Source organism: Achromobacter spanius, from assembly GCF_002966795.1.
GTDB classification, from domain to species: Bacteria; Pseudomonadota; Gammaproteobacteria; order Burkholderiales; family Burkholderiaceae_B; genus Achromobacter; species Achromobacter spanius_D.
Genome location: NZ_CP023270.1, coordinates 2,489,316 through 2,508,039, shown reverse-complemented (window position 1 = coordinate 2,508,039; position 18,724 = coordinate 2,489,316). Strand labels below are relative to the sequence as shown.

Genomic DNA, 18,724 nt, shown 5'->3' with positions numbered 1-18,724 from the left:
GAGATTCTAGGAGGCGCCGGGGGTTGGCGATATGCCAAGAAGCGGGGGGAAAGCGGCGCTATTCCCGGATGCGCCGCCGGCTGCCAGGCACCGCCCCATCAACCCGCCGCCCGCGCCACGCGACCGCCGGGGGCCTGTGCGTCCAGAATGGCCTGGAAGCGCGCGTAATCCAGCCCGATGCGCACGGCGCCCCAGTGTTCCGGCCCCAGATAAATGGGCAGGGAAATATCGTTGACGATCTCGCCGGTATCACGCGAATACGTCTGGAACAACTGCGCACCCCTGTTGGCGGCGAGCCGCGCGCCCACCGGATCGTCAAAGATCCGCTTGTTGCGCACCCGGACGATGTCGACCTTCGGATCGCCGGTCGGGGCCTGCGAAAACCGGCTGTTGTGGGCGGGCGCGTAGCCCCGGTTGTCCACCAGGATCGTGTAGATGGCGCCCGGCACGGCCTCCAGCACGCTGTCGAGCAGGCGCGTCAGCGGTTCGTCGATGGCCCGGTCATACGCCGTGTGATAGCGCGGCGGCTCGCTGCCGGGGATGCGCTGATAGTGGCGATCGAACACGTCCACGCCGCGCCGTCGGGCATCGTGCAGCAGCCCGGCCGCCGCATCGGCAAACGCCTCCAGCGACGCCGACAGGCTGTCGAACGCGGTATCGCCCGTACGCATGTCGGCCAGCACCTCCTGCACGCTTTCCGTCTGGCGGCGGATGCGGTCGATCTCGCCCGACATGCTGCCCACCCGCTCCAGCACGTCCGCGCTCAGCGCCGCGATGCGTCCCACCTCCTGGCTCATGCCGTGATTGGTCGCGTCGACCTCGCCGATCGCCTGAACCACTTCGCCCACCTGCCGGTTCATGCTGTCGAAGTCGCGCACGAAGCGCTCGAATCCGCCACAGGTGCGGTTCAGCACCGCGCCCGACGCGTCCACATCCTCGCGCAGCGTGCCGGTCTGGCGCTGGGTGGACTCGACGAGGCCCAGCATCTCGGACGTGTGGCGGCCGATATCGCCGGTGGCGGTGTTGACGCGCTCGGCGAGACGGCCGACCTCGCTGGCCACCACCGCGAAGCCGCGGCCTGCATCCCCTGCCCGGGCCGCCTCGACACCCGCGTTCAACGCCAGCAGCTGCGTCTGCAGCGCAATGCCCTTGATCGCCTTGCTGATGTCGCCCACCGAGTGCGCGCGGGCAGCCAACTGTCCCACCACTTCGGTGAACGCCGCCATCTCGCGCGTCATGCGGTCGACGCGCGCCTTGACCTCGGTGAGTTCGGCCAGCGCCTGCTGCGCGGCATGCAGGTTCTGGCCGGAGACGGCCGCGATGTCCCGCGCATGCGTGGACGTGGACGCGGAGAGATCGGCAATCTGCGCGCCGCTGGCCGCCAGCGCCTCGGCGGCCCTGGCCTGCTCGCGCGCCAGCAGCGAACAGCGCCCCGCCTGGAATTGCGTGCGCGCCGCGTTCAACGCGATCTCGATGCTGGACTGGCGCACGGTCAGGACCCGCAGGCGGATCTGCGCCAGAAACCGGTACAGCGGCCAGGCGGCCGGACTGAAAGACAGGGCGCGCTCCGACAGCATCGCGTCGCCACGATTGAGCCGACGCAACAAGCCCCACATGCCGCCCAGGCGGAATACGGATCTGGCCACAATGAACCTCCTCTCCCTGGCCCGGACCGCCTTCTGTGGGCATCCATGGCCTGGCGCGCAGGGCGCGCCTTGTCTCACGCTGCAAGGCCCCGATTATTGTTGGCAGGAGTCTATCGGCCGGGCAGCGTTTGCGCCCTTAGGGAATACGTCATGCGGGTGTCTGACACCGGCGCGATGTCCGGCTGCGGACATCGCGCGAAAGCCGGGCTTAGAAGCCCAGGCTGGCCAGCAGGTCGTCGACCTGGTCCTGGCTGGTGACCACGTCGGTCTTGCCTTGCGGGTTGATCTGCGGACCGTTGAGCAGGCTGTTGGCTTCATCGCGACGCTCTTGCGGCACGTTGTCCAGCAGCACCTGCAGCAGTTCACGTTCGATCGCGCCCACTACGTCCATCATGCGCATGATGACCTGGCCCGTCAGGTCCTGGAAATCCTGCGCCATGATGATTTCCATCAGCTGGGACTGCGTCTGCTGCGTCTGCTTGGGCACGTCGGCCAGGAAGGCGCGCGTGTCCTGCACCAGTTCGCGCGCTTCCGGCATTTCCAGCGGCTGGTCATACCATTGTTGCCAACGGCTATCCAGCGCCTGCGCCGAACGCGACATGCTGTCCTGGATCGGACCGGCCTGCTCGGTGGCGTTGAGCACGCGATTGGCGGCCTGTTCGGTCATCTGCGCCACGTACCGCAAGCGGTCGCGGGCGTCGGGGATCGCATTGGCGGCATCCTTGATCGCCTGGTCCAGGCCCAGTTCGCGCATGCTGTCGCGCAGCATGCGGGTCAGCGAGGCGATGCGATGGATAAGGTCTGGCGACTCTGCCGGGTCGACGGTTTCCGTTGAGCTCATCGCACGCCTCAGCCGCCAAGTTTCTCGAAGATCTTGGTCAGCTTTTCCTCCAGCGTTGCCGCGGTGAAAGGCTTGACCACGTAACCGTTGGCGCCGGCCTGGGCCGCGGCAACGATGTTTTCCTTCTTGGCTTCCGCCGTCACCATCAGCACCGGCAGCGAGGCCAGCGACGCGTCGGCGCGGATCTGCTTGAGCATCTCCAGACCGTCCAGGTTGGGCATGTTCCAGTCGGACACCACGAACTGGAAGCCGCCGTTGCGCAGCTTCTCCAGACCAATGGCGCCGTCCTCGGCCTCATCCACGTTTTCGAAACCCAGCTCCTTGAGCAGGTTGCGGATGATCCGCCGCATGGTGGGGAAGTCATCCACCACCAGAATCTTCAGGCCCTTGTCTACCATCTTTCACTCCAGAAAAAATTTGCTTGAGACCGATCGTGGCGTCAGCCCGCGTTAAACGCGGTGCCCACGATCGCCCAGGCGAGTCAGAATGCGTTCGCTCATCGCCGACAACGGCACCACTTCACTTGCAGCCCCGATGGCAATGGCCTCGCGGGGCATGCCGAAGACCACGCAGCTTGCTTCGTCCTGCGCGATCGTGTGCGCGCCCGCCCGGTGCATCGCCAGCATGCCGGCGGCGCCATCCTTGCCCATGCCCGTCAGGATCACGCCGATGGCGTTCTTGCCCGCCGCGACGGCCGCGGAGTTGAACAGCACGTCCACGGACGGACGGTGGCGGTTGACCGGTTCGCTGGCTTCCAGCTCGATGACGTAGTTGGCGCCGCTGCGGCCCAGCCGCATGTGCATTTCGCCGCCCGGCGCCAGATACACGTGGCCCGGCAGCACGCGCTCGCCATGCACGGCCTCGCGCACGGTCACGGCGCACAGCGCGTCCAGGCGCTGCGCGAACGACCGCGTGAAGCCGGCCGGCATGTGCTGCGTGATCAGGATCGCGGGGCTGTCCGGCGGCAGCGGCTGCAGGACTTCGCGGATGGCTTCGGTGCCGCCCGTGGACGCGCCCACGATGACCAGCTTTTCCGAGCTGGACAGCGGACGGCGCAGCATGGGCGCCGGCGCGGCCTGCGCCGCATGGGGCGTCGGCGCGCGCAGCTTGGCGCGCGACGCCGCGCGGATCTTATCGGCGATGAGTTCCGTGTATTCGAGCAGGCCGTCGCGGATGCCCAGCTTGGGCTTTGTCACGAAGTCGATGGCGCCCAGTTCCAGCGCGCGCAGCGTGATTTCGCCGCCGCGCTCGGTCAGCGACGACACCATCACCACCGGCATGGGGCGCAGGCGCATCAGCTTTTCCAGGAAATCCAGCCCGTCCATGCGGGGCATTTCCACGTCCAGCGTCAGCACGTCGGGGTTGTGACGCTTGATCAGGTCGCGCGCGACCAGCGGGTCGGGAGCGGTCGCAACCACTTCCATATCCGGCTGGCTATTGATGATTTCGGTCATCAAGCCGCGCACAAGCGCGGAGTCATCCACACACAAAACGCTTATTTTCTTCATCTTGTTTGCTGCCCTGGCCCGGTCAGGCCTTATTTGCGCATTCGTAGACTGTCTGCCCGCGCAGACGGAAATCCCGGCTGATGTACGTGAAGTTCTCGGAGTGGCCGGCAAACAGCAGGCCGCCCGGCTTCATGAGCGGCACGAACCGCTCCAGGATCTTGGCCTGCGTCGGCTTGTCGAAATAGATCATGATGTTGCGGCAGAAGATCACGTCGAACTTTTCGGTGATCCCCCACGACGACGACAAGAGGTTCAGCGTTTCGTAGCGCACCATCTCGGCGATCTCGGGCCGGACCCGAACATGCCCTTCGTTCGAGCCGCGTCCCTTCAGGAAAAAACGGCGCAGGCGCTCGTCTTCCATCTTCGCGACGCGTTCGTTCGGATAGACGGCCGTGCGCGCGCGGTTCAGCACGCTGGTGTCGATGTCCGTGGCCAGCACGGTCGATCCGGCAGCGCGCGGGCCCAGAGCCTCCGTCAGCGTGATCGCAATCGAATATGGCTCTTCGCCCGTCGAGGCCGCGCAGCACCACACCGCCACGGGTCCCCCGCGCTTCTTCGCGAAGTCCGCCAGGATCGGAAAGTGATGCGACTCACGAAAGAACGCGGTCAGGTTCGTCGTGAGCGCGTTGATGAAGTCTTCCCACTCCGCGGCGTCGGGCTCGTTTTCCAGGCTGTCCAGATAACTGCCGAAATCCTGCCCACCCAACGCCCGCAGGCGGCGCGCGAGGCGGCTGTAGACCATCTCGCGCTTGTGCGTGCCCAGCGAAATGCCGGCGCGCGCGTGGATCATTTTGCGGACGCGGGAAAAGTCCGCGTCACGGAAATCAAACTGGCGGTCCACCGAAATGGACGGGGCCGTATTCGCCGAAGTTGCCACGCGTATCCTCAGCGTCCCAGAGCAGGCGCATCGGGCGCATGCAGGCGGGCGTCGTCATAGGTGGCGCGCACCGATGACAGCCGATGCGCCGGCACTTCGATGACCTCACCCGTATTGATCTTGAACACCGCCACCGCTTCGGCCAGGCGCTGCGCCTGCTCCTGCAGCGAGCCGGCGGCGGCCGCGGCCTCTTCCACCAACGCCGCGTTCTGCTGCGTCACTTCATCCATCTGCGACACCGCGCGGTTCACCTGGTCGATGCCGCTGGACTGCTCTTCGGACGCTGCCGAAATCTCGCCCATGATGTCCGTCACGCGCTTCACCGAGGCCACGATTTCCTGCATCGTGGAGCCGGCGCGTTCGACCTGCTGCGAACCCGCGCCCACCTTGGTCACGGAGTCCTCGATCAGGCCCTTGATCTCCTTGGCGGCCTGGGCGCTGCGCTGCGCCAGCGAGCGCACTTCGCCCGCCACCACCGCAAAGCCCTTGCCCTGCTCGCCCGCGCGCGCAGCTTCCACCGCCGCGTTCAGCGCCAGGATGTTCGTCTGGAACGCAATGCCGTCGATAACCGACACGATTTCCGAAATCTTGCGCGAGCTGGCCGAAATGCCTTCCATGGTGTGCACCACTTCCGACACCGCCGCGCCACCGCGCTCGGCCACGTCCGACGCGCTGGCCGCCAACTGGTTGGCCTGGCGCGCGTTGTCCGCGTTCTGCTTCACGGTCGAGGCCAGCTCTTCCATCGAGGCTGCGGTCTCTTCCAGCGAAGCGGCCTGCTGCTCCGTGCGGCTGGACAGGTCCGTGTTGCCGGCCGCGATTTCGTGCGAGCCGACATTGATTTCGTCCACGCCGCGGCGCACCGAGGCCACCGTGCGGGTCAGGCTTTCCTGCATGCGCTTGAGCGCCGCGAAAAGCTGGCCGATTTCATTGGTGTTGCTGGCTTCGACGCGGGCCGTCAGGTCGCCGCCGGCAATGCGGTCGAAATGGTGACCCGCCTCTTTCAGCGGCTGCAGCACGCGGCGGCGCAGGAAGACGTAGGTGGCAAACACCAGCAGCGCGGCAATGATCCCGCCGGCGCTGACGGCCATCAGCACGAACTGGTAGCGCACCTGCGCCACTTCGAACGCGTCCGTCATCTTGCTGGCGCGCCAGAAATCAAAGCCTTCGACGGCGCGCGCAAAGCGGCCTTCCAGCGCGTCCTGCACCTTCTGGATCTGCGTCTGATAGGCCGGCATATCGGCCTTTTCCAGCGCGGCGACCAGGGGTGCGACGCCCTGCTGCACCAGCGCCGCATAGGAGTCGTCGATCTCCTTGAGCGACTCGGCAGCCTCGGCCGGTCGCGGCAAGGTCTTGTAGAAATCGAATTCGGCCTGACCCTTGTTGAGCGAGGCCTTGGCGCGTTCCAGCAGGCCGGCGGCCTCGCTGGACAGACCTTGCGTCAGCAGGGTCGGCTGGCCGACGCTGCGCACGATGTCCGCGTAGTTCAACGTGGCGGCACGGGCCAGGTTGTTCAGCGTGTCCTTGTGGCTCAGCACGACGCGGCTGACGGCGTCGTTCAATTCCTGCGATTGCTTGATCTCGGCCAGCGTCCCATTGCTGATGCGCAACGACAACACGCCCAGCGCGGCACCAATCACCAACATGAATGAGAAGAACGCCAGCACCCACAACAGGCTGCTGCGTATCGTCATGTTCGCGAAAAACTTGCGCATCACAAGAACCATCCCTTGACTGCAATCGTTAAAGGAAAGCGCCACATCGCGATCAATATGGCGCCTTTACCCCGCATTCCGGCCAGACTCCGATCAGGAGGCGACCTTCTCCACCAACGCCATTTCGTCGCTGGTCATCATCTTTTCAATGTCCACCAGGATCAGCATGCGCTCGTCCACGGTGCCCAGGCCCGTCAGGTACTCGGTCGACAGCGTGGCGCCAAACTCGGGCGCCGGACGAACCTGGCCCGAGTTGAGCATCAGCACGTCCGACACGCCGTCCACCACGATGCCAACGACACGGCGGTCAAGGTTGAGGATGATGACGACGGTCTGCTCGTTGTAGTCGACGCGGCCCAGGTTGAACTTGATGCGCAGGTCGACGATCGGCACGATGATGCCGCGCAGGTTCGTCACGCCCTTGATGAACGGCGGGACGTTCGCAATGCGGGTCACCGTGTCGGCGTCGTAGCCGCGGATTTCCTGCACCTTCAGGATGTCGATCCCGTATTCCTCGTCGCCCAGCGTAAAGACCAGGAACTCGCTGCCGACATCTTCATTGCGCGCGGCTTGCGCTTGCGGTTTGGCTGCCATGATTTTTTAGTGCTCCATCAATTCAGAACGGCTTCGGGCTGCGACCAGCGCTCCCGGTTGGCGCGCGCGAGCGCAAATACGTCGACAATCAGGGCCACGCTGCCATCGCCAAGAATGGTGGCGGCGGAAATGCCCGGGACCTTGCGGTAATTCGATTCCAGATTCTTCACCACGACCTGGTGCTGTCCGATCAGGTGATCGACCAGCAGCGCGAAGCGCCGGTCCTCAGCCTGCATGATGACGGCGATCGCCTGGGTGGGATCGGTCTGGGCCTCGCCCACCGAGAACACCCGGTGCATCTCGACCAGCGGGAGGTATTCGCCGCGCACGTGCATGACGCGCTCGTTGCCGGCGACCGAGTAGATCTGGTCGTTGGTGGGCTGCAGCGATTCGGTGACGTGGTTCAGCGGCAGGATGAAGGTTTCTTCGCCCACCCGCACCGACATGCCGTCCAGAATGGCCAGCGTCAGCGGCAGCACGATGCGCGTCGTGGTGCCGTGGCCCGGCTCGCACGACAGCTGCACGTGGCCGCCCATGTCCTGGATGTTCCGGCGCACCACGTCCATGCCCACGCCACGGCCGGAAATGTCCGTGACCTTTTCGGCGGTGGAGAAACCGGGCGCGAAAATCAGCTGCCAGATCTCGTCGTCGGGCGAGTTTTCGTTGACGGCCAGGCCTTGCGCCATGGCCTTCTTCAGAATCTTTTCGCGGCTCAGGCCGCCACCGTCGTCGCTGACTTCGATGACGATGTTGCCGCCGTTGTGCTGCGCGGACAGCACCAGCTGGCCAACCGGATCCTTGCCGGCGGCGACACGCTTTTCAGGCGTTTCGATGCCGTGGTCCAGGCTGTTGCGCACCAGGTGGGTCAGCGGGTCGATGATGCGTTCGATCAGGCTCTTGTCCAGCTCGGTCGCGCGGCCGTAGGTTTGCAGTTCGATCTGCTTGCCCATCTTGCCGGCGATATCGCGCACCAGGCGCGGGAAGCGGCTGAACACGTAGTCCATCGGCATCATGCGGATCGACATGACGGCTTCCTGCAGATCGCGCGCATTGCGCTCGAGCTGCTCCATGCCGTTCAGCAGGCGATCGTGCAGCACCGGATCCAGCGTGGAGGCGGTCTGCGCCAGCATGGCTTGCGTGATGACCAGCTCGCCCACCAGGTTGATGACCTGGTCGACTTTTTCGACGCCGACGCGGATCGAGGTCGATTCCTTGTCTGCATGGGCGGCGGTGGCAGCGGCCGGACGCGCGGCGGCACGGGCGGCCGGCGCGCCAGCATCGGCGGCAGCGGCGGACTCGGCGGCGGGCGCTTCGGGCGCTGCCGGCGCCGGTGCCGGTGCCGGCGCGGCTTGCTCCACGGCTGCGGCAGGCGCCGTTTCGGCCGCCACGGGCGCCGCTTCGCGGGCGATGTTCAATTGGTCGCCGTCGACGATGAAGCAGCACACGGCCTCGATGTCTTCCGGCGTGCAGGTGCTGTCCACCCAGACGGTCAGCACGCCGTTGGCGCGTTCGCTCGCCTTGACGGTGCCCAGGTTGCCCATCTCTTCGAGCAGGGACGCCGCATCCTTGTCGGACACCTTGGTGATGCGCACGCGCAGCGGCAGGCCGCCCGCTTGCTCGCTGACAGCGGCGGCCGGCGCGGCGGTTTCGACCGGCGCGGCGGGCGCAGGCGCCTGCTGCACAGGTGCGGGCGCCGGGGCCGGGGCCGGCACGGCGGCGGGCGCAGCGGCTGCTGCGGCGGGATCCTGATGCTCCAGCGCAAGCTGCCTCAATACGGCGCAAATACGCTCAAACACGGCGTCATCGGGCTCTTCGGAGGCCCGATAGGCATCCAGTTGGCTTTTGAGCACGTCTTTCGTTTCCAAGAAAATATCAATCATGTCCGTGCGCAGCGCCATTTCGCCACGCCGGATCGCGTCCAGAAGGTTCTCAAGCAGATGGGTCGTACCCGCCAGCTGAGTGAAACAGCCGAACGTCGCTGCACCGCCCTTGATCGAATGGGCCGCGCGGAAAATGGCGTTGAGCTGCTCGATGTCGGGCGCGCCCACATCGAGCTCGAGCAACAGCTGCTCCATTTGCGCGAGCAGCTCGTCCGCCTCGTCGAAGAAGGTCTCGTAAAACTGACTGAGGTCCAAACCAGAACTCATGACCCGTACGCCTTTCTAAATGAACCTGCTACGCGCCGGCCTGCTCGTCGAGCAGCTCGGTCGCCAATTCCACCAGCACATCGGGATCCACCGGCTTGGAAAGCCAGCCGCAAACGCCCAGATCCCGGGCTGCCATCTTGCTGCCCACGTCATCCTCGGTGGTCAGCACCAGCACCGGCACATCCATGTACCGGTCCTCTTCGCGCAACCCCTGGATCAACTCCAGACCGCCTTTCACCGGCATGTTCCAGTCGCTGACGACCAGATCCACCGGGTTGGCCATCGCCACCTCCAGCGCTTCCTGGCCGTTGCACGCCGTCAACACCTTCCAGCCTGCGCCGGTCAGCGTCGCCTGCACGATCATCCGCATGGTCGTGGAATCGTCCGCCACGAGTATCGTTGCCGTCATTGTTGTCGAACCCCTTCAGCGGGCGCGGTATTCCCCGCCTCGCCCTGCTTGGTTGCCGTTGCGGCCTGGCCGGCGGCTTGCACCGCCTGCACGGCCGCCCCCACCTCGCGCGCATCCTTGGCGCTCACGTCCGCGGCTGCGGCGTTCTCGCTCTCGATGCGCTTTTGGGTGCTTTGGTTGAGCACCACCAGGCTGATGCGTCTATTAACGGCTGCATACGGATCATCTTTAACCAGACTCATGCTGGAAGACAGACCCTGGATGCGCATGACCTTGCTTTCGTTCATGCCGCCCGCCACCAATTCCTGGCGCGAGGCGTTCGCCCGGTCGGCCGACAGCTCCCAATTGCTGTAGGCGCGCTCGCCGCGCGCATACTGCGACGCGTCGGTATGCCCGGAAATGCTCACCCGGTTGGGCAGTTCGTTCAGCACCGGTCCCAGCTCACGCAGGATGTCGCGCATGTACGGCTGCACTTCGGCGCGGCCGGTCGCGAACATCGGACGGTTCTGGTTATCGACGATCTGGATGCGCAGCCCTTCGGTCGTCAGGTCGATGAGGAGCTGCGGCCGGAAGGATTTCAGGACGGGGCTCGTCTCGATGACGTTCTCGAGGCGCCGCTTGAGGTTTTCGAGGCGATGCTGCTCGCGGCGCTCGGCGTCGCCCATGGGCTGGGACTCGACCCGGTTGCCCTGACCGCGGCGCACATCGCCTTCGCTGCGCAGCGGATCCTGCCCGCCGCCCGGCACGGCGCTTGTTTCCGCCGAACTGCTGGGCCCGCCCGTGATGGCGACGCGCAGCGGCATGCGGAAGTATTCCGCGATGCCTTTCAGTTCTTCCTTCGGCACGATGCTGACCAGCCACATCACCAGGAAGAACGCCATCATTGCCGTAATGAAGTCGGCGTACGCGATCTTCCAGCTGCCCCCGTGGTGCCCGCCGCCCTTGACCTTCTTGCGGCGGATCACCACACGGTGATTGTTTACCGTGCTCATGGCCCGCTCCGTCAGGCCTTGCCGGTCGACTTGGTCTGGCGGACGTGCTCTTCCAGCTCACCAAAGGTGGGCCGCACCGCCGAGAACAGCACCTTGCGGCCGAACTCCACCGCCAGCTGAGGCGGGTAGCCGTTCATGCTGGCCAGCAGCGTCGTCTTGATGCACTCGAGCACCTTCATGGCTTCGTCGGTGCGGCGCTCCACGCGCGAGGCCAGCGGCCCCACAAAGCCGTACGCCAGCAAAATACCCAGGAACGTGCCGACCATGGCCTTGGAGATCAGGTCACCCAGGATGGCAGGCGGCTGATCCACGGCGGCCAGCGCCTTGATCACGCCCAGCACCGCGGCCACGATGCCGAAAGCCGGCAGGCCGTCGGCCATCTGCTGCAGCGCATGCGCCGGCACTTCGCGCTCGTGGCGGTACGTTTCGATTTCCTCGTCCATGAGCGTCTCGATTTCGAACGAGCTCATGTTGCCGCTGATCATGATGCGCAGGTAGTCCGTGATGAACTCCATGAGCTTTTCGTCTTTGGCGATACGGGGATATTCGCTGAAGATCGGGCTGGAGCCCGGATCCTCGATATGTGATTCGATGGCCATCAGGCCTTCGCGGCGCGCCTTGTTCAGCAGCACGTACAGGAGCGCCATCAGCTCCATGTAGACGTCCTTGCTGTAACGCGAGCTCTTGAGCGCATCAGGAAGCGCCTTCTTGACCAGCATCAGCGACTTCTTGCTGTTGCCCGCCAGGAACGCTCCGAACGCCGCGCCGAAGATCAGCGTCAGCTCGAAGGGCTGGTAAAGCGCGCCCAAGTGTCCGCCCAGCCCTACGAAGCTGCCGACGACCGACACGATCACCACAAGAAAACCGATAACAATCAACACAACGGGCCCCTGCCAACGAAGTCTATAACTTGCGTCAATGATCCCCTGTCCCCCCTGCCCCAAAAAGGCGGGTTAGGGGGGGTTTTTCAGGGCTTTTGATGTATTTGGACGCCCGATCAGGTCGGAGCGGCGGTCGCAAGGGGGGCTGAGCGGCTACCGGCGCGGGCCTTGGCGGCCGCGCGCGTCTTGCCGGCGCGAGGTGGCGGACGGCAGATCGCGCACACGAAATCCGACTGGGGATCGTGTGCGTGGGCGATGAAATGGCCACCGCACTGCCGGCACGGGGAAAGCTGCAGCATGCCGCTGTCGAAGAATCGCACCAGCATCCACGCCCGGGTGAAGCTCAGCACGGGTTCGGCATCCGCGCTTTCCTGCCCCGCGTTTTCGAGATACAGGCGATACGCATCGATGGTGGCGCGTATGCCCTTGCTGGTGGTGCGCGCATTCAGGAACGAATACACGTTATAGAAGAGAGAGGAGTGAATATTCGGCAGCCAGGTCATGAACCAGTCAACCGAAAAAGGCAGCATGCCCTTGGGTGGCGAGCAGCCGCGGATTTCGCGATACAAGCGGGCAAGGCGATCATGGCTGAGGCTGGTTTCAGCCTCAAGCACCTGAAGGCGCGCGCCCAGCGTAATCATGGAGCTGGCAAGCAGGATGTCGTCCGCTTCCTGGGAAACGCTCTTGGAGGCCATTACAGGTGTGTCCGAGTGGGATTCACGAGGCCGTCAGGCCAATTCTTCGACAGGCTGCTTGGCGAGCAGGATGGTTGCATGCGCTTGTTGCAGCGCGCCACCCAGAACATCATGGGTCAGCGCCGACAGCAGGCTGTAATCATCAAAACGGAAACGGCACAGCAGCGAGCTGGAGCTGGCCAGTTTCACCAGTTGCGCCGGCGAAAGGCGCATGAGAATGTCAGCGACTTCGTTGCTGAAGCCCAGGCGGAACATCGATGCGGCGAAATCGTCCCGCAACATACGCTGAGCCAGTAACAGATATGACAGATTCACTTCGCGAATGTCTGCCAGCAAAGAATTTTCGACTTGTTGCACGCTGTACTCCCTATCCCTATCCCACCCGAGGGGCTTGATTACTCGTGGCGCCAGGCAACCTTGTTACCTGTCCGCTTGCTGCATCCTGTTTTAATGCGAAATGTATCATTTGTTCGCAAAGTAAGTAAAATTTACCACAGGTCATGTCATTTTCTATGACTTATATGACAAATCTTTGTTGATGTTGCGCAAAGTGCCTTTTTAGTCACACCTTGACATAGACATTAGTGACAAATTTTCGCCAATTTGCCAAATAAGCATTCAAAACGTTGCGTACTTCCTGAAATGAACGCTGGTCTATTGCCGACAATGCCACCAGGGCGATCACTAAGATTCGTCCGCATAACGTAGCCGCGCTTGTCGACAATGTCGCAAATTGACAACAACGACCGCGCTTCACGATCGACTCCGCCAGAATTCCCGCAATGCCCCACGCAGATGACAGCTTGGTCGAGTACGCGCCGCTAGTTCGGAAGCTGGCCCTGCAATTGCTCGCCCGGCTTCCCGCCAGCGTCGAACTCGACGACTTGATACAAGCCGGCATGATCGGCCTGCTCGACGCCGTCCGCCGTTACCAGGAAACCGCGGACGCACAATTCGAGACCTACGCCACGACACGTATCCGTGGCGCAATGCTTGACGAGCTTCGCGGCCAGGATTGGCTGCCGCGCAGCGTGCGCACGAAGGCGCGCAAGATCGATCAAGCGATCCAGTTTCTGGAACAGCGTTTGATGCGCGCACCGACTGAGGCCGAAATCGCTGCCCAGCTTGAACTGCCGCTGGATGAATACCAGTCGCTGCTGCATGACGCGCAAGGCGTGCAGATCGTTCACTACGAAGACTTCACCACCGAGCCTGATTCGGCCTCTGGCCAGGCTGACTGGTCTGCCACGCTGAATCATGGGGCGCCAAGCGGGAATCCCCTGGATTCGCTGCTCGCCGGGGATTTCCGGCAGGCGTTGGTGCATGCGATTGATGCCCTGCCCGATCGGGAAAAGCTGCTGCTGTCGCTGTGTTACGAGCAGGGTCTGAACCTGAAGGAAATCGGCGCGATCATGAATGTGACTGAGGCGCGGGTTTGTCAGCTGCGGTCGCAGGCGACGGCGCGCATCCGGGCTAGATTGAAGGATCAGGCTTGGCAGGAGTTGCCCCAGGAAGGGCAGATCGCGCAGATTATTTGATTGCTGTCTCCATATAGATGCAAGATCTACAACACGCGGGCGCCTTAGGCGCCCGCTGCGCTTTCGGCCCAGGCTGCCTCGTTGAGACAGACACAACAATAAGAACGACTTTCGCGAAATAGGCCTAAAGATTGATTTTGGGCTGCCGTAATCCTGGCAACGGAGAAATTCGAAGACGCAAGAAAGCGAATTCTCCCGTTAACACGATGGGCGGCCTAGCTGCCCGGTTTGAAGAAGCCTTTCTCTCTTGGGAGCCATACCATGGCCGTTATCAATACCAACTACCTCTCGCTGGTTGCTCAGAACAACCTGAACAAGTCGCAATCGTCGCTGGGCAACGCCATCGAACGCCTGTCGTCGGGCCTGCGCATCAACAGCGCCAAGGACGACGCAGCCGGCCAAGCTATCGCCAACCGCTTCTCCGCCAACATCAAGGGTCTGACCCAGGCTGCCCGTAACGCCAACGACGGCATCTCGCTGGCGCAGACCACCGAAGGTTCGTTGAACGAAATCAACAACAACCTGCAGCGCGTTCGCGAACTGACCGTGCAAGCCTCGTCCGGCACTAACTCGGACTCGGATCTGGAATCGATCCAGGCTGAAATCCGTCAGCGCCTCGACGAAATCAACCGCGTGTCGGAACAGACCGACTTCAACGGCGTGAAGGTGCTGGCAGACGAACAGACCCTGACCATCCAAGTCGGCGCCAACGACAACGAAGTCATCCAGATCAACCTGAAGGAAATCACGGCTGAAACGCTCGGCCTGGGCTCGTTCAACGTGGATGGTTCGGCCAAGGTTGCTAACACGGCTGCAACCGAAGCCGATCTGACAGCCAAGCTTCCGGGCGGGACCTGGAACGCTGACAGCACCGTCTACACCGTCAAGCCGCAACGCGAAGGCGCAACGAGCGCTGACGTTTTCGCTCAACTCAAGACTGGCAACACCGTCACCCACTCCACAGGCGGTACTCCGGACGCGTCGTACACGTACGATGCGGCTAGCAAGTCGTTTACTTATGCTGATTCGGCCACCTACGCTGGCGCTACTGCAACGACGGATGCGCAAACCGCAATTCTTGCCGATAACGCTAAGACCGCCACGATCACCATCGGAGCCAACACGGTCGATGTCAAGATCGGCGCTGATGGGTCGTTGTCGACTCTCAACGACGAAGCTCTCTACATCAACGGCGATGAACTGACAGTCTCTAACGTTGGTGCCACGGCGCAGGCCAAGCTGGAAGACGTCCTGGATGACGCCGCGTTTGGTGGCACTGTACAAGCTTCGGTGTTTGCTGCCGGCAAGACCTACCTCAACGACGGCGGCGGCACTATCAACGCCACCTTCACGAGCTCCATCTCCGCAGCAGACCTGGCCGCGCAAATCAGTGCAAATACCACCGCGACCACCTCGTACTCGGTTGATCTCGGCGCTATGTATGGCGGCGTGTTGGAGCTGGGCTTGGACGGGACGACCGTTCAAGCTGCTGGCGCCACCCCTGTGTTCGTCGACGAACAAGGCGCACTCACGGACGTCGAGTTTGGCGCCGAAACGACGTACAACCAAGCCAACGGCGTGATCACCAACGCTGACGGCAAGGCCATGTACGTCGACGAGGCCGGTAAGCTGACCACGGAAGAGTCGCACGCTGGCGACCGCACCGCTGACCCGCTGAAGGCCCTGGACGCCGCGCTGGCCAAGGTTGATGCCCTGCGCTCCGACCTGGGCGCCGTGCAAAACCGCTTCCAGTCGACGATCGCCAACCTGAACAACACGGTCACGAACCTGTCGTCCGCCCGTTCGCGTATCGAAGACGCTGACTACGCAGTCGAAGTGTCGAACATGACCCGCGCTCAGATCCTGCAACAGGCTGGCACCTCGGTTCTGGCCCAGGCCAACCAAGTGCCGCAAGGCGTCCTGTCGCTGCTGCGTTAATCCCGACCGTATCGAGGACGGGCAACCGTCCTCATACAGCATGGTGGGCCGCCGTTCCTTCGCAAATGGCGGCTACCAGATCGCAAGTCCAATCCCCACGAGGCGCTACGCCGAGTGGGGATTTTTCTTTGCGCGATGCGCTTGCGCTGCCCGAGCGCGAAGGGATGAACGGCAAAGTCCGCGCTGTTTCCCGCTTTCCCCAAAACACAAAGCCGGTACGCTCTATTCCGTCCATACACAGATCAGGCGTTCCGCGTTCGCTGCCACGCCTGGCTGCGCAATCATCGCCCCCAGGAGCCGCCCTTGAGCACCGAGCAAGAACACAGCGTCGACACCGAAGACACCCTGCAGCAGACCAATCGAAAGATCAGCGAGACTTACGAAGCGCACATCTACACGTCGAACGCGTTTCCCTTTTCCTCACCCGGCCACCTGCGCGCCGCCGCGTATCTGTGGGGCCTGGAAACCGTGCCCCTGGAAAGCGCGAGGGTATTGGAGATAGGCTGCGCCGGCGGCGGCAACCTGTTGCCTTTCGCGGTGGCCTACCCCAACGCGCATGTTGTAGGCATCGATCTGGCAAGCGGCCAGGTGGCGCAAGGCCAGCAAGTGGTACAAGCGCTGGGCTTGCAGAACCTGCATCTGCAAGCAATGAGCCTGACGGACATCACGCCGGAATTCGGACAATTCGACTACATCGTTGCTCACGGCGTATTCAGCTGGGTGCCGCCCGAAGTGCGCCAGGCCATGATGCGCGTCATGCGCGAGAACCTGTCGCCCAAAGGCGTGGGCTATATCAGCTACAACACCTACCCGGGCTGGAAGGCGGGCGACATCGTGCGCGATGCCATGATGCTGCACAGCCATTCCGTTGAGAAGGCAGAAGACCGGCTGCCGGCCGCCAAGGCCATGCTCAACCTGCTGTCCGAGGGCATTGCCGCCAACAACCCGCTGGCGCCGTCGCTGCGCGCTGCCGTGGCGCAATTGCGCAAGCATTCCGATTTCTACATTGCCCACGAGTACCTGGAAATCTTCAACAACCCCTGCTATTTGCTGGAATTCGTCAACATGGCCGACCAGCATGGCGTCGTGCATGTGGGCGACGCGGACCCGCATCAGGAGATGGCCGCCACCTATGGCCAGAATGTGCAGTTGAACCATAGCCTGATCGCTCTCGGCCAGCCACGCGTGATGCGCCAGCAATACCTGGATTTCGCCATGGGCCGCAATTTCCGCAAGAGCCTGATCGTCCATCAGGAACGCGCCGGACAAATCCTGGACACGCCCCATATCGAAGCCCTGGCGGAGTTGCGCTGGGCCGGGCACTTCACCGAAACCGATGCCCCCGAAAATTCCCCTAAGAATCAGCGGTCTTTCCGCAACCACAAGAATCACCCTCTGCATACCAATGAAGCGCCAGTGCTGGCCGTGGTCCAGGCGTTGAGCCGCGTCTGGCCTGCCAGCCTGGACTTCGAATCCCTGGTCGAAGCAGCGAAGGCCGACCTGCCCCCCGGGCAGGCCGAGGATGACGCGGCAGGCCGCAAGGCCGTGCTCGGCGCCTTGCAAACCTTGTTCCGCCTGAACAGCCTGCGCTACACGCTGGAACCCTCGCCGTATGAGACCGGAGCCGTAGCCGGCCAGGGCGATGCCCCCGCCTTGATCCCCGGCATCGCGCATATTCTGGAACAGCGCAAGGATCCGGGCTTCGGAGTGGGTACCTATAACCGATGGCACGACAGTGTGAACCTGAATTTGCAGGAAGCCGAAGCATGGCTGCTGCCGCACATTGACGGCTCCAACAGCCGCAAGCAACTGGCCACGTTGCTGCGCGACGCGCTCAGCGCGGGCAAGGTGCCGAATACGAATGGGCAGTTGCTGAAAGGCCAGCGCAATCTGGATGCAGTCGCCGACAAAATCGTCGGCAAGCTGCTGGATCTGCTCAAGCGCCAGGGGGTGTTGGTGTAAGAGGCTGGCATTGGCAACCACGCGAACGCCATGCCCACTGCGGCATGGCGTTATTTCCCTTGCGCCCGCTGGGCTTTTCCGGATAATTGCCACCGCACGGCTTTGTGTCGAATTTTTTCAAAGAATGACTAACCCCTTTCCTGATCCGCTTGCCCCGCAGCACGATGGCCGTCCGAGAGTAGAAGCCCACGAGCCGGTGGATGCGCATACCCAACGCTTGCAGGATGAAAACAGCGCGTTGCGCGAATTGCTGGCGGCTCAGGTCGAGGCTTCGTCGCTGCGTCGTGAACCCGGATCATTCAAGCGTTTGTGCTGGTGGCTGGTGTCAGCGCCTGGGACGGCATTGATCCGATGGCGCACGCTCTTAGGTAGGGACGAGCGTCGGCCGATTACGTGTCGGCGGGTGGGATACGCCGCGTTGACGGTGATTTACACACTGGTCATCTATGGTGCCCTGGTGCTGCTAGTCGTATCGTGGAATTCGCCGAGCACCACAACGTCAAGCGCGACCAAGGCCAGTCCGATGCGCTTACCGCTCGCGCCATCGACGCCTGCTGCGGCTCTGGGGGCTGAACTGGAAACGAAAACCAGTGCGGCAGAGGCAAAGGACTGACAGCGGCGATTTGTCACGCGCTTGCCACGAGGCCGCACCACAATGCATGACGGCTCACGATTATTGCGAAATGTTTTGCACTACTCCGAAGTCGTGCCGCACAATGCGACTTGCTTCGGCCATTGACCCGGCCTCACACCACCAGGACTCCTAGAACCATGGACGCTTCCGTCAATAACACCGTCAATTCCGCCCTGGCCTTGCGCGATGCGAACCTCATGATGGAGGTGCAGGCGTCCGTGACAAAGAAGGCGATCAACGCGCAGGCCGACTCGGTCGCCACGCTGATGCAATCGCTGCCGGTGCTGGCCATCGACGGCACGCTGGGTTCGCGCGTCAACACCCACGCGTAAATCCGCGCCGCGCGGCAA

The 18,724-nt window shown here is 63.2% G+C and carries 18 protein-coding genes; 5 read left to right on the top strand and 13 right to left on the bottom strand.

Annotation, left to right across the window (positions count from 1 at the left end):
* Positions 1 to 98: 98 nt before the first annotated feature.
* From CLM73_RS11165 to flhD, 13 genes are all read right to left on the bottom strand, one after another.
* The gene (locus CLM73_RS11165) at positions 99 to 1,646 is read right to left on the bottom strand and encodes a methyl-accepting chemotaxis protein (RefSeq protein ID WP_418904934.1); all 1,548 of its coding nucleotides are present in this window, start codon (positions 1,644 to 1,646) and stop codon (positions 99 to 101) included.
* 208 nt (positions 1,647 to 1,854) lie between these two features.
* The gene (cheZ, locus tag CLM73_RS11160) at positions 1,855 to 2,487 is read right to left on the bottom strand and encodes a protein phosphatase CheZ (protein WP_105238483.1); all 633 of its coding nucleotides are present in this window, start codon (positions 2,485 to 2,487) and stop codon (positions 1,855 to 1,857) included.
* Between the two features lie 8 nt (positions 2,488 to 2,495).
* Positions 2,496 to 2,885, bottom strand: a complete 390-nt coding sequence (cheY, locus tag CLM73_RS11155) for a chemotaxis response regulator CheY (protein WP_056570180.1) — start codon at positions 2,883 to 2,885, stop codon at positions 2,496 to 2,498.
* A gap of 51 nt (positions 2,886 to 2,936) precedes the next feature.
* Positions 2,937 to 3,995 carry a protein-glutamate methylesterase/protein-glutamine glutaminase gene (locus tag CLM73_RS11150; protein WP_105238482.1) on the bottom strand — a complete coding sequence of 353 codons (1,059 nt, stop codon included), beginning with the start codon at positions 3,993 to 3,995 and terminating at the stop codon, positions 2,937 to 2,939.
* Positions 3,996 to 4,017: 22 nt separating this feature from the next.
* On the bottom strand, positions 4,018 to 4,872 hold the full coding sequence (locus CLM73_RS11145) for a CheR family methyltransferase (RefSeq protein WP_105238481.1): 855 nt from the start codon (positions 4,870 to 4,872) through the stop codon (positions 4,018 to 4,020).
* An 8-nt stretch (positions 4,873 to 4,880) separates the two neighbouring features.
* Positions 4,881 to 6,584 (bottom strand): methyl-accepting chemotaxis protein, encoded by a 1,704-nt coding sequence (locus CLM73_RS11140; RefSeq protein ID WP_105241476.1) that lies wholly within the window; start codon positions 6,582 to 6,584, stop codon positions 4,881 to 4,883.
* Positions 6,585 to 6,677: 93 nt separating this feature from the next.
* The gene (gene cheW, locus CLM73_RS11135; RefSeq protein WP_056570175.1) at positions 6,678 to 7,178 is read right to left on the bottom strand and encodes a chemotaxis protein CheW; all 501 of its coding nucleotides are present in this window, start codon (positions 7,176 to 7,178) and stop codon (positions 6,678 to 6,680) included.
* Positions 7,179 to 7,195: 17 nt separating this feature from the next.
* On the bottom strand, positions 7,196 to 9,325 hold the full coding sequence (cheA, locus tag CLM73_RS11130) for a chemotaxis protein CheA (protein WP_105238480.1): 2,130 nt from the start codon (positions 9,323 to 9,325) through the stop codon (positions 7,196 to 7,198).
* Positions 9,326 to 9,353: 28 nt separating this feature from the next.
* Positions 9,354 to 9,734: a response regulator gene (locus CLM73_RS11125; RefSeq protein WP_105238479.1), complete on the bottom strand. Its 381-nt coding sequence runs from the start codon at positions 9,732 to 9,734 to the stop codon at positions 9,354 to 9,356.
* The gene (gene motB, locus CLM73_RS11120) at positions 9,731 to 10,726 is read right to left on the bottom strand and encodes a flagellar motor protein MotB (protein ID WP_105238478.1); all 996 of its coding nucleotides are present in this window, start codon (positions 10,724 to 10,726) and stop codon (positions 9,731 to 9,733) included. The genes CLM73_RS11125 and motB overlap by 4 nt, the downstream gene beginning before the upstream one ends.
* 11 nt (positions 10,727 to 10,737) lie before the next feature.
* Positions 10,738 to 11,607 carry a flagellar motor stator protein MotA gene (gene motA / locus CLM73_RS11115; protein ID WP_105238477.1) on the bottom strand — a complete coding sequence of 290 codons (870 nt, stop codon included), beginning with the start codon at positions 11,605 to 11,607 and terminating at the stop codon, positions 10,738 to 10,740.
* Between the two features lie 116 nt (positions 11,608 to 11,723).
* Positions 11,724 to 12,302, bottom strand: coding sequence for a flagellar transcriptional regulator FlhC (flhC, locus tag CLM73_RS11110; protein WP_105238476.1), 579 nt, complete (start codon positions 12,300 to 12,302; stop codon positions 11,724 to 11,726).
* A gap of 33 nt (positions 12,303 to 12,335) precedes the next feature.
* The gene (gene flhD, locus CLM73_RS11105) at positions 12,336 to 12,659 is read right to left on the bottom strand and encodes a flagellar transcriptional regulator FlhD (protein WP_046806433.1); all 324 of its coding nucleotides are present in this window, start codon (positions 12,657 to 12,659) and stop codon (positions 12,336 to 12,338) included.
* Positions 12,660 to 13,084: 425 nt separating this feature from the next.
* Here flhD and CLM73_RS11100 point away from each other — a divergent pair, with 425 nt between their 5' ends.
* The 5 genes from CLM73_RS11100 (at position 13,085) to CLM73_RS11085 (ending at position 18,706) form a co-directional block, all read left to right on the top strand.
* Entirely contained in the window at positions 13,085 to 13,840 is a 756-nt protein-coding gene (locus tag CLM73_RS11100; RefSeq protein ID WP_105238475.1) for an RNA polymerase sigma factor FliA, read from the top strand.
* A gap of 261 nt (positions 13,841 to 14,101) precedes the next feature.
* Positions 14,102 to 15,778, top strand: a complete 1,677-nt coding sequence (locus CLM73_RS11095; protein ID WP_105238474.1) for a flagellin — start codon at positions 14,102 to 14,104, stop codon at positions 15,776 to 15,778.
* Between the two features lie 303 nt (positions 15,779 to 16,081).
* A complete protein-coding gene (locus tag CLM73_RS11090; RefSeq protein WP_199778283.1) occupies positions 16,082 to 17,740 on the top strand; it encodes a methyltransferase regulatory domain-containing protein in 1,659 nt (552 codons plus the stop codon).
* A 124-nt stretch (positions 17,741 to 17,864) separates the two neighbouring features.
* Complete coding sequence (locus CLM73_RS28895) at positions 17,865 to 18,353, top strand: hypothetical protein (protein ID WP_158685851.1); 489 nt, start codon at positions 17,865 to 17,867, stop codon at positions 18,351 to 18,353.
* 158 nt (positions 18,354 to 18,511) lie between these two features.
* Positions 18,512 to 18,706: a putative motility protein gene (locus CLM73_RS11085; RefSeq protein WP_105238472.1), complete on the top strand. Its 195-nt coding sequence runs from the start codon at positions 18,512 to 18,514 to the stop codon at positions 18,704 to 18,706.
* Positions 18,707 to 18,724 lie beyond the last annotated feature (18 nt).